The organism is Chryseobacterium sp. Leaf405 (genome assembly GCF_001425355.1).
Lineage (GTDB): Bacteria > Bacteroidota > Bacteroidia > Flavobacteriales > Weeksellaceae > Chryseobacterium.
In genome coordinates this window covers 116,576-133,053 of record NZ_LMQN01000021.1, presented here as the reverse complement: position 1 = coordinate 133,053, position 16,478 = coordinate 116,576, and the positions used below count along the sequence as shown (strand labels likewise).

Sequence of the window (16,478 nt, the reverse complement as noted above, 5' to 3'; positions counted from 1 at the left end):
ACGTTTTTTCTGTCGTTTCCGTTCCCGTATTTGCGTGTGCAAAAGTAGTAATTATTTTCTACCCGACCAAATGTTTTTAAAAGAAATTTATAAAGTTTTTTTAACAACCCTAAATTCTTATTTTCCATATTTAGTCTTACTCCTGCGCTACTTCTTAACTTTCGTTTTTCAGTGGGGCAAAGATAGAAACTTTGCATCTTCCATCCAAACTTATTTAACATAAAATTTATATTCATGTAATATTTAAACTTAACATCCTGAAATGGTGCAAGATTAATTTAAACTAATGTTTGTTAGAACATAGTATATAATGGTAATAGGATTTTATTACGGGAAGATAATTTAATCTACTGGAAATTTTAATAAATGTAGAATTCAGAACATTTGCATTTTTGACGGATGGTGCAAAGGAGGGAGAAATTTTGCTCTGAATATTTATCTACAGAAGGTTGANAAATTTTAATAAATGTAGAATTCAGAACATTTGCATTTTTGACGGATGGTGCAAAGGAGGGAGAAATTTTGCTCTGAATATTTATCTACAGAAGGTTGATGAAACTGAATTTTTAAAACATAAGTTTATATTATATAGTTTCGTCCTAGCCCAGATTGAAACGGCATCCTTTTTTGTTGCGGCGGGAGAGAAGCGAAAGCCGTGACAAAAAAGAATATAGTAGAAAGCTGGAAATAGCTCCTGGAAAAATTAAGTTAGAGAATAAGAGAGTTTAGAGTTGGGAGTTTAAGCAATATGAATCTTTTTGAGATTCTTCGTCGCCACGCTACTCTCGCAGTAACAGTGATTAGAAAAATCTTTTGACCAACATCTTATAAACATAATAACCGATGAGACAACCGATAGTGTCTGCGACGATGTCGAGAGTTTCCATGGATCTGCCGAGTCCCATTTCTTCCTGTAGGATTTCGGTGAGGAATGCGTAGATCAGGATAATCTGGATAAAGTATGAAAATTTGATTTTAGGGAAAGCAGCAATGAAGCAGAAACCGAGCGCCCCGAAGATACTTAAATGTAAAACCTTGTCTATACCACTGAACATGAACCAATATTCGTGGTTCTCTGTTCCGGGCTTGAGAAGCATATAAGTAAGAAATGCCCAATAAATGGGCAAAATCTTACTGAATATTTTTGATACCCTATCCAATGATAGCCTGGTATTCTTCTGCAGAAAGTAATTCTGATTGATCAGCACCGTCAGCAATTTCCAATTTGATGATCCATCCGTCTCCGTAAGGGTCTGAATTTAATGTTTCAGGAGCGTCTTCTAATCCTGAATTGAATTCAATAACTTTTCCTGCAATTGGTAAGAATAAATCTGAAACTGTTTTTACAGCCTCAACACTTCCGAAAACCGCACCTCCTTCAAGATCGTCATCTACAGTATCTACATCTACATAAACGATATCTCCCAACTCGCCCTGAGCGAAGTCTGTAATACCGATTGTGGCAACGTTACCTTCAATCTTGATCCATTCGTGATCTTTAGTGTACTTTAATTCTGATGGTGTGTTCATTTTTAATTTTTTATTTCTACAAATGTATTCAAAATTCCATCACGTTCAAATATCGGATATAAAAAATGTCCTCCAAAATTGAAGGACATTTAAATTTATTTCAGTTCTCATTAGAAACCTCCTGAGTCTCCGAATGTAAACGTTGCAGAAATACCTGCTCTGATCGTTGACAATGGGAACGCTGTAGAGATTTTGTACTTAGAAGTCATCTGTTCGTAGAATACTCTTAAGTTTAAGTTTTCCGAAACGTTGTAGTCTGCAGAGATTTTTATGTTCATTAATTTCTGACCACCTGTCACCTGAGAATCATCCAACAAGATATTGGTAATGCTTGTTCTGCTGTCTCTCAAAGAGAAATCTCCTCTGATGTTAAGATCGCTTCCTTTTGCTTTTCCTCTACCTCGTACATTTGCTGTTCCTAACTGGAAGTTTCGGATGATGTACCCTACTCTTACCACATATTCTGTATTTGAATCCTCAGTAAGCGTATGATTTACCAACCCAAGCAATAATGTTCTCAATCTGTTATACTGTAACCCGAACTGGAAGTTATTTCTCATTGTAACATCTACCCCAACCAGCGGAGAGAAGTTTTCAACATATCCAACCTGCGCAAAAGTAAACGGATTGATATAATCATCATTAATATCCCTTTGCGTTGCATTAAAATTATTAAGGGTATTAAAATAATCAATACTCGACTGAATTCCTGTTGCAGTATAGGTTGCGTTATAAGAATGTAAAAGATCAAACTTACTGAACTGCCCGTTGATAATCGGTATATTTTTTAATCCTGAATAGGTAATTTTCCAGTTTGGAATCGGAATTCCTGCTTTTTTAGGATTACCCATTAATTCCGGAGCCTTTCCTTCAACTGCAGCCCTGAATGCCGGAATTAAAATATAAGCATTTGATATTCCGTACCCATCTTTAAATCCGTCGGCATTTACCTGTCCCGGCATTTGCAGAGATAATGTTCTCGCATTTTCCCTGATTGCCTGATAAATTGCCGCCCCGTCTTTGAAAGCCGTTTTAAGCAATACCACAGAATTGGAATACGTAACCAAATCATTAGCAAACGTATAATTAGGATTTGCATTGCCTGAACCGTCTACATAATTAAATCCGGTATGAGTAAAATTCCTGTTATAATTATGCAAAGCATTAATATCAATTCTAAGATCATTAATCGGCACAACCTGTAAGTTTGCCCTGAATTCACGGGTTGACATTTTTATGTAAGGATCTGTCATAAATTCGGAATCACTTACCCAACCATTTTCCATGACGGTTCTTCTGATGTCTGCCTGAGATCCGAACAGGAATCCGATCGTAGGACCACCCAATGTTTGTCCGTACCCATAAAAGTTCGGAGCAGATAATAACCCAGGAAGTACGGTACCGTTGTTCTCAGAATAATTAATATCCAACTGCTTGAATGAAGTAAGGAAATATGCCATACTCTGGAACGGAGTCAGTCTGTTTTTGAATTTATAACCTTTGTAAGCATATCTTTTCTTTTCCCATTGCTGAGTGTAAACATTATTTAATGAATCAATCTCCTGTCTTCTTTTCTGAAGTTTTGCAGAAATATTTTTAAAATATTTAAACTGACCGAAGAACTTCGTAAAGTCCGCTGTCGCCGTTGCTTGAATTACATTTGTGTTCTGACCGATTGATCCAAGACTTCCATCCGGACTTGCCAATAAAACGGTAGATCTTGCATTCCAGTTATATGTAAATCCGTAGCCTAATTCAGCATCGATGAAATCTAAATACGGCAAATATTGGAATGGCAATTTATAGTTCAACTGAACTCTGTGATTGTACAATACCGGTCTTCCTGCTCTGAATACGTTTCCGAAAATCGATTTGTTATCCATTGAATTTACATCCACATTATCATTCAGCGTTCTTGTTGCGGAGTTGATTTCTAATTTCAATGATTTTGTGAAATTAAATCCTAATCCATACTGCCATCCGAAATAGAAGTTTCTGTTTTTAATTGCTCCGAAATCATCAGAATAATTTCCGTTTAAGATCGCATCAATATTTCTGAATTCTAATTCGTTATAATTTCTGTCAACCTCAGTTCTGAAAGAGAATCTCGTAGGAATAGGATTAATATTGAATTCTTTCACCCATCTCAGATATTTCGTAGATTTTGCAGTATCACTGATCATTTTGTTGAACGGTCTGATCACCCACGGTTTGAACGTATAGTTATAATCTACATACCCTCTCAGATATTGTCTGTAATTTCTCTTCGTATAAATATCTCTGTAGAAATCGTCATTATAAACAGCAGTCACAGAAATATTTTCCACATCATAGAATTTTGGTTTTCTATTTTGGTTCATCCTTTCTTTATGCATATTTACCACTCCGATGCTTCTTTGCTGAGTGTAGGTTCTTGCTACTTTTTTAAGTTGTTCTTTATTGGCAGCTTTATTAAACTCAACATCTGTATCTAACGGATTGTATTTCGGATCTTCGACAGTCTGAGAGTAAGAATAATTCACAGGAATTTTAACTCCGCTTTTCTCAGGAAGGAATTTATCTACATTTACAGCCGTATTGATACTGAATGCCGATTGCGTAGACTGACTTCTTTCCGCAGGTTTAGAATCAATATTACCAAAACCTACTGAGCTATAAGAAGCACTGGTATTTACGGTTGCAAAATCTCCAAGGTTGAAATTCAAACTTGCATTTCCTGCGTACCCTCCGTCGTTTTCTATTTCGGAAAGACGGATTTCGTTCACCCAAAGGATTCTGTCAATTGCAACTGCCGGATCAGTTCTGGATAATCCGTTTCTAATTCCAATCATAATGGTCGTAATATTTCCTAAACTTGGACGACCTTTTATATAAAGCTTTTTAAAAGTATCACCTGAATCAAACGTGGGATCCATTATTCTTTTTACAATGTCATTCGGGAAGTTCTTATCTCTTCTGATTTTCGCATCTACAAAATCCTGAATATTTAAATCTACATCATTTTCTATCGGCCAGATTTCCATTGGAGCCGTTGCCGAAGTTGGAGTAATTTTTAATGAAGATTCATATTCATAATAGTTATCTGTCGCATCACTACCAAAACGGATAAAGAATTTTGTTTTTTTATCTATCTGCCCGCTAACTGAACCCTCAGTTCTAGGATCTGTGTGAGCATGTACAAAAAGTTTCAGTTTTTTATATCTTCTCATGTCAAGAGAAGTATTTTTAAATACTCCTTTTGCTTGACCAGCAACTAATCCATTAGCTTTTAAATATAATGAAGCTTCGTTTTGTCTCTGAGCTCCCGCATTTCCACTTAAGATCTGTCTGTCAATTCCCGGAGGTAATACATATGGAGGCTGGTTTAGTGCATTCTCCTCAATATTTACACTCCCTACTTCTAGATTCCCTATAGTTGTATCATTATTTAATCCCTCATCCGTTGCAGGATCAGCTGCTGCATCACTTCCAAATACAGCAACATTTTTAGGATACTTTCTCCAGTCTGATCTTACCAAATCGAATGTTCCGAATCTTAACGTTGATGTCTGATCAAAACCTTTTAATAATAATCTTGCAAATCTTACATTGTTAAGAACTGCATCATTGGCTTCTCCTACAGTTTTGTCATATTGTGAAACCGGAACTCTGAACAAATACCATTTTACCTGAGAAGTCTGTCCGTTCTGGAATGTAGCGTCTACGGTTTTAACATCAACAATATTATTCGTCCCTAATGCTAAATTCGCCTGATCTAAACTTACTTCATACTGGTTGTAGTTTTCACTCTGATCTAAATTATAATCTTTATTAATATCTTCTGCATCGGGAGTTTGAGAAGACACCTCCATAGAGTTACTCTGCGAGTTTCCTTCCGGACCTCTGAAATATTTATATCTCTGAACCAATGATGAAGCCTGATTTCCTGTAAACTTGCTAGACATATAAAAAACAAAATCATCCACCGCCGGGTCAGACAAATTGGTAACCGGATTCACAAAAGTATTTCCGAATTTCGCAGATTCCTGATCAGAACTTAGACCGTCATACCCAACATCCTGAGCTGTTCTTTCTGCTCCTTCTGTTGAGAAAGCATACAAAATTGGAGGCTGCTTAGGCTGGATTCCCCAGTTTGTATCTGCTGTATTAGTAGAAGCTCCTGGAGTTGGTAATCCGTTCTCATACTGCATCTGTCCGTCTTTCAAAATATCTTCAGAAACGTTTCCTAACTGCAATAACATTTTGGGAGCTGTTCCTAAATTATTACCATCCGCATAAGGATCCATCAACCAGAATTCAACATATTCGATATTGGAATTTACAAAGTTTGATACACTGATTGGTCGCATAATACCCGCCCATCTCTGTTGTGTTGTCTCTGCAATAGGATTAACATTATAAGGACCTTTTTCATTCGGATAATATGAAATATCAAATGTATTGGTGAAAGTCTGTTCACCCGCAACGAAATCTCTGTTATTGAAAATCTCAGAGAACTGAACTCTTCTGGAAGCGTGATTTGAAACCGCATCCTGTGTAATTCCGGCTGGTGCTTTACCACCCACTCCCCAGAATCTCGGATCGATATTATACCAGGATAATAAACCTCTTCCGTTTCCTTCGGTGATGTCATTATTTTTACCAGCTCCCTGGAAAAGAGGGTCTGACTGATTCTTTTCAGGTTTTGAAGCTAAACTCCATGCTGTTGGTTCTTTTAATGAAATTTTTGAAGTTGTCTGTTCGAAATCATCAATATAAGACTGATCATTCGTTCCTTTATTAATTCCCGGAAGTAAATAAGCCGTTTCCATTTTGAAATTCAAATTAGAAGGTGCTTCGGTATTTACCAACGGTATTTTATCTGTTAATCTCGTCAGGAAAGGCAATTGATTGTTATACATCAAATTGATTCCTGCCATTGTATTGTTTACAGCTTCCTGCCCATACGTTACTTTTTGAGTAAGCGGAGATTCTGAATAGTTAACAACCGTAGCACCTAAAATAAAGTTTTCATTAAATCTTCTTTCTAAATTTAATCCTAAGAATCTTTTTCTCTGGGTATTAAATGTTAATTGATTTTCCAATGAAATATTAATTGCCTGCCCGGATTGTTTTACCTGTTCATTAATGATCGTTACCGTTCCCAGCATATAATCTACGGTATAGTCGATACCTTCGGTCAATTGTACGCCGTTTGCGGAAACTTTTACGGAACCCTGCGGAACATTTACAGCTCCCAAAGAAATCCCTTGTCCCTGAACTCCTTTATATCGACCTTCAATCGTGTAACGCTGAGATAAATTGCTATTTGTAGCTACCTGTTTCTGTTGAGAATATAAATCACTAAACACAAACTGCGGATCACTACTTCCTATAACCTGACTAATATAGTTCCCGAAAGGCTGCGCTTTGGTGAATATCACCCTACCCGTTTCCGGTCTTATGGTAATCCCAGGCACAAAGTCAAAAATACCATCCCCAGTAGTGGAACCATTATTCTGTAAATCGCCGTTCCCGTTAAGACGGTCCCAGTTCAATAATTTAATTAAAGGCACACTGCTTACTGCAGTATTATTATCAACCGGAAGATAATTTACTTTACCTCCTGACTTAGGATCACGGTAAAGAACATTCAGGATAAATCCGTCCTGATTTACCTGTCCGGCATCAAGAGAATAAATATTTTTCATCATTAAATCCCACATCGGCGAAGCGGTATTAACTTTATTATTTGGTCTTAATAATTTAGTCACCAAAACCGGGCTTTCTTCAGAGAATTCCCCGACTTTATACACCTGGTTGCTTCCGTTAACCGTATATGAATATGAAACTGCTAAAAGCTGATTTTCATTTAATTTTTGATTTAATGAAACATATCCTAACTGTGGCTGTAAGGTATATTCATTGGTATTTAATCGTCTTGCTTTTGTGTTAAAAATAAAATGTTCCCCGTTATCGTAAGGCAACGTACTTCCCGGAAAAGACTGTCCCTGAAAAACCGGAAGATAATTTTTTCCTTGTTCTCTTGGTGTTCCCACAGCACTATTTACAGCGCTGTACAATCCGTTCTGAGTATTATCAGGAAGCCCGGATGCTCCTTCGCCCAAATCCCTGATACCAATAATACTTTTCTGATATTGTAAGTTACTGTTTCCCTGATCAAGAACCCAAACCTCTAATCTTGTAATATTAATTTTTGAGTTGATTTGAGGATAATTTAGTAATGATCCGTCATAATTATTCAAGAAATAATGTCCTAAGAAATAATGCTGATTATCTTCATAGTCAATTGCATTAATCTTAAAATTATTCAACACGCCGCCACCCTGAACGGTAATATTTCTTGCTTCACCCTGCTGTTGCGAAAGTACAACCGTCCCAAAGGTTTTACCCATCTGGAATTCGGTTTTAACCCCGAATAACGACTGCGAACCGCGTATCAAACTTGTTGACAGCGGCATACTTACATTACCAAATTCTACTCTTTTGATTATTTTATCTTCGCCTCCCGCACTTGGTTTATCAACATCATTCAGACCTTTTTGCTGAAGATCTTTCCAGCTTCCTTTTGCCTGCCAGACCAAATTCATTCTGTTTTCAAAGGCGAAACCACTTTGGGTATCATAATTGGCTTTTAACTGAAGGTTTTCACCCACTTTTCCAATTAATCCCAACTGAATTCTCTGGTCAATATCAAACGTAAAACTTGTTCTGTTTTGAGGTAAAATCAACGGATTATCAATCTTCTGATACAATCCTGCAAAATCGAAAGAAGCATATCCTGAAGGAATAATTTCAATTTTATTACTTCCAAAAATGGTTTCAAAAAGCCTGTTATTGATCGTTAATGATGGTATCAAACCTTTTCGTGCTGCATCAGATTTATCTTTTCTGAACATCAGACTGTATCGGTCTGATTTTTCTTTGTAATATTCCCTTGTCTGAGCCGCCATCATAAATTCCTTATAATCTTCAGGAGACATGGCAGTTGGTGGTCCGGTTATTGTATTACCAACCTTAGGATATACGAAATACATCCCGGATTTTATATCATAATAGGCTTCAAACTGCGTAGGATCTGCCAGCTGATAATCCTTTTTTATAATTGCTGTATCACGTACCTGTGCCGCAGGTCGTCTTTGTGCAAATGTACTTACGGACACCAACAGGAACGACAGGAACAGGAATATATTGAGGTACTTAATTTTTGCCACCAAATGTTAAATGTTTTTTAATATCTGTTTTACCAACTCTTCTACAGAAACGTCGGGATTTAGTTTAATTATTTTATCTGCAAGTTTCTCACTCATTCGTTTAGGAATGCCTAAAACTTCTAATGCAGATAACGATTCTTCCTTTACTTTATTATTCGCAAACGTAGAAATATTTTCTTCCGGATTGCTGAATTTCTGTACTTTATCTTTAAGATCTACAATAATTCTTTCTGCTGTTTTTACCCCTAATCCTTTGGCCTTTTGAATCAAAGCACTGTTCTTGGAAAGGATGGCTGAAGCGATCTCTTCAAGACTCAATGTTGACAGCAAAATCAAAGCAGAAACAGCTCCCACTCCATTAACGCTTATTAACAGATTGAACATTTCTTTTTCTAAACGACTTTTAAAGCCAAAAAGCAGGTGGGCATCTTCTCTGATAATCTGCTGTATAAAAAGTACGGTTTCTTTGTTTAAAATGAGGGTTTGTGAGGTCATTAGGCTTATACCTACATAGTAACCAACTCCTTGTACGTTGATCACTGCGTAAGTTGGCGTAAGTTCCTGAACAATACCTTGTAGTGAAAATATCATTATTAATTTTTAAAACTCCCAAATATAGCAAATTAAACTAATTAATGTTTTCATTTGAGGCACGAATGATTTTTAACTTATTTTTTGATTATAAATTGAATGAATTAATATAAATAGTAAAACCCATCCAAAACGGACAGGTTTATAATTTGAGTGAATATAAGGAATATCTTATGGATATATATCCAAACACATACTTATGTGGCATGCACCACTTACACACATTGGCGTACAACCATTTACCAAACACAGCTGACCTTGAGTCCTAAGGCAATAATAACCACCATCCGGAGACTGAATAGGCTGACTTTGTCCCGCTCCTGTTATTTGCTTTAAATTCTCTCTTGAAAGTTTTTTGATGTTTTTCATAATATTTTTTTAGTTCTCCTAAAGTATTTATTTTCTTACAAAGTCAATATATTGTTTTTAGGAAAAACTTAAAAAACTATTTTTTCAATTTTTTATCGGTTTAAAAAAATCAATATAGAAAGGTATTTGAGAGGATTTATCAACTATCAATTTAGTTGTCCTAATATCACAAAATTGTGACATTAGGACATATTTAGATAAAATAAAAAAGCAGTACACTAAAATTTTGTGTACTGCTTTTTATCTTAAGAATAGATTTTCTATTTATTTCTTATCTTTTTTCTCTCTTCTCTGAGCATCAAGAACAGCAATTGTTGCCAGGTTTACAATCTCATCAACGCTTGAACGCATCTGTAAAACGTGAACCGGCTGCTTTAATCCCATCAGGATTGGTCCGATAACTTGTGCCACTTTCATTCCTCTGATAATTTTATATGAAAGATTTGCAGATTCAAGATTTGGGAAAACAAAAGTATTTGCAGGAGTCGTTCCTAATTTTGAGAAAGGATAATCACTCAAATGATCTGCATCCATCGCAAAATCAGGTTGAATTTCTCCATCAACAACCATCTTCGGATATTTTTCGTGAAGAATGCTTACTGCTTTTGCAACTTTCTTAGAAGTTTCAGAGATTGCTGCAAAGTTTTCAAATCCTAACATCGCAATTCTTGGTTCGATAGCAAAAGATTTTACAGTAAACTCTGCCATTTTAGCAATATTTACCAAATCTTCAGCAGTCGGATTTTGATTAACGGATGTATCTGCGAAGAAAATCGGTTTCTTTTCAGACAAGATCATCATCATTGCTGCTACTTTATCAACACCTTTATCTTTTTCAATTACTTCTAAAACGGGTCTTAGAACAGACACATAGTTTTTAGAAAAACCAATAATCAAACCGTCTGTATCACCATGTCTCAACATTAACGGTCCGAAATAATCTCTCTGGCGAACGTATCTTTTCGCTTTGTACTCGTTCATCCCTTTTCTCTGACGAAGTTTCCAAAGGGTTTCTCTGTATTTCTTTCTGTTTTCCTTTTGATCGTCATCACTAGGATCGATAATCGGAACATCAAGAGTGATTCCGAAACGTTCCATCTGTTCTTTGATGTACTTTTTGTTTCCTAACAAACTTGGATAAGCGATTCCTTCTTCATATAAAATCTGAGCAGCTTTCAGCACATTATATTCTTCAGCATTTCCTAGAGTGATTCTCTTTGGATTTGCTTTTGCACGGCTCTGCATCATTCTTACCAGCTTTTCGTCTCTTCCCATTCTGTCGAGAAGGCTGTTTTCGTATTCGTCGAAATCGGTAATTGTTTTTCTTGCAACACCACTTTCAATGGCAGCTCTTGCCACTGCACTTGAAACTTTAGTAATCAATCTGTTATCAAATGGTTTCGGAATAAAATATTCTCTACCAAATTGTAGATTCTGAACATTATACGCTAAAATTACTGCTTCAGGAACCGGTTCTTTTGCTAAATCTGCAATCGCATGAACGGCTGCCAATTTCATTGCTTCGTTAATTCCTTTTGCCTGAACATCCAATGCGCCACGGAAAATATAAGGGAAACCAAGCACATTGTTCACCTGATTAGGATAATCACTTCTTCCTGTCGCCATGATCACATCTTTACGAGTTTCCAATGCCAAATCGTAAGCAATTTCCGGATCCGGATTTGCCAATGCAAAAACAATCGGGTTTTCATTCATACTCAACAACATTTCAGGAGTCATAACATCTCCTTTCGATAATCCGATGAAAACGTCTGACCCTTTTACAGCATCTTCTAATGTATCGATATCTGTATTGGCAATGAAATCTATTTTTTCCGGCGTGAGGTTTTCTCTTTTATGATTGATAACACCTTTACTGTCGCACATTAGCACGTTTTCTCTCTTCAAACCAAGAGAAATATAAAGATTAGTACAGGCAATTGCAGCAGCTCCGGCTCCATTAACCACCATTTTTACTTCGTCGATATTCTTATTGGCAATTTGCAGAGAGTTGATTAATGCTGCTGCAGAAATGATCGCCGTTCCATGCTGATCATCGTGCATTAAAGGAATATCAAGTTCTTCTTTTAATCTCTGTTCAATATAAAATGCTTCAGGAGCTTTAATATCTTCAAGATTAATTCCTCCGAAAGTCGGGGCAATTCCTTTTACAATATCGATAAATTTATCAGGATCTTTTTCGTTGATTTCAATATCAAAAACGTTGATATCTGCAAAAATTTTGAACAAAAGACCTTTCCCTTCCATAACCGGCTTTGAAGCCTCAGCACCAATATCTCCCAATCCAAGAACCGCTGTACCGTTAGAAATAACAGCCACTAAATTCCCTTTTCCTGTGTAATCGTACACAGTTTCCGGTTTCTCGTAGATTTCCATACAAGGTACTGCAACACCCGGCGAATACGCCAATGACAAATCTCTCTGAGATGAGTGTGGTTTTGAAGGAATAACTTCGATTTTTCCTTTAGGTTCAGCTTTATGATAATCTAATGCTGCCTGACTAAAGTTTTTTTCGTCGCGGTGAGTTTTGTTTGACATATAATGAATTTTGTTTGTAATTATAATATATATTTAATGTGGTAATCGACTAAACTTTCGATAGGTTTTTGTACAATCTGTCCTACATTCAGGTTAAGTTCCGCTGCTGCAGAACGTAGAATATCTTCGTAATAATAAGCAATAGAGCCGATAAAATTAATCTCGGCGTTTTTGGATTCTTCGTAAGGAAGAACCTGATAATCGAAGAAATTAAGCATTTCTTCAAAAACCATTTTCTGGAAATAAGAATGATTTTTTCTTTCTACGACAAATTTATTGAAATCAGCCAAATATGCATTCGGGCGTGACGTGTGATACATATTTTTCAATGCTTCATCCACCGTTAGCTTATACGTTTCTTCAAATTCACGGGATAAATCTTCGGGAAGTTTCTGCATAAAGAATCTGCGCACCAATTGTTTTCCAATTGAACTTCCGCTCCCTTCATCTCCTACAAGAAAACCGAGAGAAGGTAATTTTATTTTTAAATTTTTTCCGTCGAAATAGCAAGAGTTTGAGCCAGTACCTAAAATACAAACAATTGCAGGCTTGTCTCTGTATGCAGCATAAGCTGCGGCAGTAAGGTCTTCTTTAGCATGTATCTGTGCCTGAGTAAAGAATTTATTCAGCTCTCTTTCTATAATAGCACAATTTTCAGGTATTCCACAGCCGGAACCGTAGAAAAACACTTTTGTAATAGAATTTTTTACCGATCCGAGACTGATATTCTTTTCAATTTCCGGAACAATAAGTTCGGCTGCGATATTATTAGGATTAAAACCAATGGTTTCAGTTTTTAAAAAGACCTTATGAAAGTCATCCAAAATTACCCAATCACATTTTGTAGAGCCACCATCAACAATAGCAACCATATTTTAGATTTTAGTTTAAGGATGCTAAATTATGAATTTATCTTTAAAGAGCCTTTAAAAACCATGGGTAAGCTGTCTAAAATCATTACTGTTTTATCTCAGCTTTTTTATCATTGTATTGTATCAGCCAGTCTGTGATTTCATCTTCCAGATAAGAAGTCTGAACAATCATGGCATTGATAAAATCATCAGGCACAGGATCTCCTGTGGAATTTTCAAGATTCCAAAGTTCGTCAGACATATTTTCATATTCTGAATAGACCCGTTTGAAACGAGAATTTTGCTGCTCAAGAACTTCAATATTTTTTTGTTGAAGCTGAAATTTTCTGTATTTGTTTTGACTTTTCATACAAATATTATTAGTGAGTGACCGTAAAATGGCGTTGGTTATTATGTATTTCAATTCTGTATACAAGATAGAAAAACCTTCAACAAGTCGTTGAAAATGAATTTATTACCAGGTGAATTCCATATTGTTTGGAGGATTAAATTTAGAAATTATTTTGAATGTACAAAAATATTTAACATCTTTTTTTAACTGTTTAACATATAGTTATAAATTTGCATATCATTATCCTTTAGATGAGAGATTTAATATTACGCCAGAAACAGGTTTTGTTCTTCATTATAGCAGGAGGGCTGAGTGCCATAGTGGAAATCGGGAGCTTTAAGTTCTTTAGTACTTCCCTTCCCCACTTCTTTCCGAGAGAAACAGATTTTCACGGAATCCATTATCCGTTAAGTAATATTTTCTCCACCAGCTGCGGAATCATTACCAATTACTTCCTAAGTATCTGGTTTGTTTTTGAAAGAGGAAAGCATTCCAAGAGGAAAGAATTTGCTTATTTTATGATGGTTTCTTTTATTTCGACTTTATTAAGTTTAGGATTTTTCCAGATTTTCTACAGTTATATATTTAAGGATAATATTGATTTAATTATTTATACCTTGAGTCCGGAAATGATAAGTAAGATCGCTGCCATTTTATTGGTTTCTATTCTTAATTATTCTGTCAAGAAAAAAGTAATTTTTAACGGATAAACTGTGACGAAAATTTTAAATTATCTCTGGAGATTCTGGATGCTGTTATTGGCATTTGTTTTCACCATACTTTTCGGGATTCCTGTTTATATTTTGTCATTCAATAAAAAACATTACAAATATGCTTACAAATTCATCAGATATTGGAGCTACTGTATGTTTTACGGAATGGGTCTCAGCTACCAATTAACAAAATTATCGCAACAAAAACTGGATAAACACCAACAGTATGTTTTTATTTCCAACCATACTTCTATTATGGATATTATGCTGATGTGTATTTTATGTGCAGATCATCCCGTGTGTTTTGTGGGTAAAAAAGAATTGGTGAAAATTCCGATTTTTGGGACCATATATAAAAGGATATGTGTGATGGTAGACCGTAAAAGTGCGAGAAGCCGAGCCGATGTGTACAGAAGATGTGCAGAAAAAATGGAAGAAGGCAACAGTATTGTGATTTTTCCTGAAGGCGGAGTTCCTGATGACACCTCTATTATTTTGGATGAATTTAAAGACGGTGCTTTTACTCTTTCTTCAAAACACAACTCTCCCATTATTGTTTTCACTTTTATTGGTTTAAAGGAAATGTTTCCGTTTGACAATTCAAAAGGATATCCCGGAAAAGCTAAAGTGTACTTCAACGGAATCATAGAACCTTCGACCTCTCCGAAAGAACTCAAATTGTCCGCTTTTGAGACAATAAAAAAAACCTTGTTAAACCATTATAATCAATAGAAATAATATATATTTGTTTTCAGAAATTTTCAACAAATATGTCAAATTATTCTAAACAAACCAATTGGGGGCAATTCGTCCCATTGGTTACTGTGTTTTTCTTCTGGGGATTTGTGGCAGCAAGTAATGACATCCTTATCCCGGTATTTCAAAAAGCCTTTAATTTATCCCAAACCGAAAGTATGCTGGTACAAATATGCTTCTATGTCGCATATACGGTGGGTTCATTAATATATATGGCAATTTCAAAAGGAATAAAACAGGATTTAGTCAACAAAATCGGTTATAAAAATGGTCTAATTGTAGGACTTCTTATTTCGGCAGCGGGAACTTTACTGTTTTATCCGGCAGCTAATATGGCCTCATTTCCGTTAATGATTTCAGGTCTTTTCATTGTTGGACTTGGTTTTTCCTTACAGCAAATTGTTGCCAATCCTTTAGCCATTGAAGTAGGACCTTCCGAAACAGGTTCTCAGAGACTGACTATGGCAGGTGGTATCAACAATCTTGGAACAACGATTGGTCCATTGATCGTCTCTTTTGCAATTTTTGGATCTGCAGCTGTAGCGAATAATGAAGTAAGTGTTGAAAGTGTAAAAGTACCTTATCTTATTTTGGGGGTGGCTTTTGTTTTAGTAGCAATTATGTTGAAATTTTCATCTCTTCCTGCTATTACACCAACCGTATTGGAAGATAAAGATGATTCAACCCCTGGTGAACATAGAAAATCTGCTTTCCAATATCCCCAATTGATTATGGGAATGATTGCTATTTTCGTGTATGTAGGAGTGGAAGTTTCTACCGCAAGTAATCTTCCTGCTTATATGGAAAAAAGTTTAGGTTTTAAAACTCAAGATGTTGCTCCTTACATTTCTTTATATTGGGCTTCTTTAATGATCGGTCGTTGGACGGGCGCTGTTGAAGCTTTCGATGTGAGTGCGGGATTCAAAAAGATATTAAGATTTTTAGCACCTTATCTTGCTTTCGGAGTATTTTTATTGGTAAATGCGATTGCTAAGCATGATCTTTCCCATTTCTATGTATATGGATTAATTATTATTGCAATGATTATCTGCGACATTATGAGTAAAGGAAATCCCGCAAGAATGTTGTTGATTTTCTCCGTTGCAGGTATTGCAGCTTTATTAATAGGAATGTTTACTTCAGGAATGGTTTCTGTCTATGCTTTCACAAGTGTTGGGTTGTTCTGCTCTACCCTTTGGCCTTGTATTTTTGCGTTGGCAATTAACGGTCTTGGGAAACACACCAATCAAGGATCAGGATACCTTATTATGATGATTATGGGAGGTGGAATTGTAAGTTTCATTCAAGGGTACATTGCAGATCTTACCAATATTCATTTCAGCTATATTGTGGGTGTTATCTGTTTTGCTTATCTTGCTTTCTATGCGATAAGAGTAACCGGAATCTTAAAATCTCAGGGAATTGACCTGGATAAAATTACAAAAGGAAGTGGTCATTAATACTACAAAAATAATACATAAGAAAAGATTTTGGGCAGGTTTATTACTTGCCCAATTTCTTTTGTTCTATACTTTCTCAAAAT

The 16,478-nt window shown here is 35.8% G+C and carries 11 protein-coding genes; 3 read left to right on the top strand and 8 right to left on the bottom strand.

What is annotated here, in order from left to right; translation table 11 throughout:
• Positions 1-800: 800 nt before the first annotated feature.
• From ASG22_RS20625 to ASG22_RS20595, 8 genes are all read right to left on the bottom strand, one after another.
• A complete protein-coding gene (locus ASG22_RS20625) occupies positions 801-1,127 on the bottom strand; it encodes a VanZ family protein (protein ID WP_055988671.1) in 327 nt (108 codons plus the stop codon).
• 25 nt (positions 1,128-1,152) lie between these two features.
• Positions 1,153-1,530 carry a glycine cleavage system protein GcvH gene (gene gcvH / locus ASG22_RS20620; protein ID WP_055988656.1) on the bottom strand — a complete coding sequence of 126 codons (378 nt, stop codon included), beginning with the start codon at positions 1,528-1,530 and terminating at the stop codon, positions 1,153-1,155.
• Between the two features lie 110 nt (positions 1,531-1,640).
• Positions 1,641-8,744: a cell surface protein SprA gene (gene sprA / locus ASG22_RS20615; RefSeq protein ID WP_055988669.1), complete on the bottom strand. Its 7,104-nt coding sequence runs from the start codon at positions 8,742-8,744 to the stop codon at positions 1,641-1,643.
• Positions 8,745-8,750: 6 nt separating this feature from the next.
• Positions 8,751-9,335, bottom strand: a complete 585-nt coding sequence (ruvA, locus tag ASG22_RS20610) for a Holliday junction branch migration protein RuvA (RefSeq protein ID WP_055988655.1) — start codon at positions 9,333-9,335, stop codon at positions 8,751-8,753.
• A gap of 171 nt (positions 9,336-9,506) precedes the next feature.
• Complete coding sequence (locus tag ASG22_RS21720) at positions 9,507-9,704, bottom strand: bacteriocin-like protein (protein ID WP_409991393.1); 198 nt, start codon at positions 9,702-9,704, stop codon at positions 9,507-9,509.
• Positions 9,705-9,968: 264 nt separating this feature from the next.
• Positions 9,969-12,263 (bottom strand): NADP-dependent malic enzyme, encoded by a 2,295-nt coding sequence (locus ASG22_RS20605; protein ID WP_055988653.1) that lies wholly within the window; start codon positions 12,261-12,263, stop codon positions 9,969-9,971.
• A gap of 20 nt (positions 12,264-12,283) precedes the next feature.
• Positions 12,284-13,135, bottom strand: a complete 852-nt coding sequence (locus tag ASG22_RS20600; protein ID WP_055988652.1) for an ATPase — start codon at positions 13,133-13,135, stop codon at positions 12,284-12,286.
• 85 nt (positions 13,136-13,220) lie between these two features.
• Positions 13,221-13,484: a hypothetical protein gene (locus ASG22_RS20595; RefSeq protein ID WP_055988650.1), complete on the bottom strand. Its 264-nt coding sequence runs from the start codon at positions 13,482-13,484 to the stop codon at positions 13,221-13,223.
• Between the two features lie 233 nt (positions 13,485-13,717).
• On the opposite strand from ASG22_RS20595, the gene ASG22_RS20590 reads away from it, so the two are divergent.
• The 3 genes from ASG22_RS20590 to ASG22_RS20580 are packed head-to-tail and all read left to right on the top strand — an operon-like array spanning position 13,718 to position 16,395.
• On the top strand, positions 13,718-14,176 hold the full coding sequence (locus ASG22_RS20590; protein ID WP_055988648.1) for a GtrA family protein: 459 nt from the start codon (positions 13,718-13,720) through the stop codon (positions 14,174-14,176).
• Positions 14,177-14,179: 3 nt separating this feature from the next.
• A complete protein-coding gene (locus tag ASG22_RS20585; protein ID WP_238586953.1) occupies positions 14,180-14,911 on the top strand; it encodes a lysophospholipid acyltransferase family protein in 732 nt (243 codons plus the stop codon).
• 38 nt (positions 14,912-14,949) lie between these two features.
• Positions 14,950-16,395, top strand: coding sequence for an MFS transporter (locus ASG22_RS20580; RefSeq protein ID WP_055988644.1), 1,446 nt, complete (start codon positions 14,950-14,952; stop codon positions 16,393-16,395).
• The last annotated feature ends 83 nt before the right edge of the window (positions 16,396-16,478 follow it).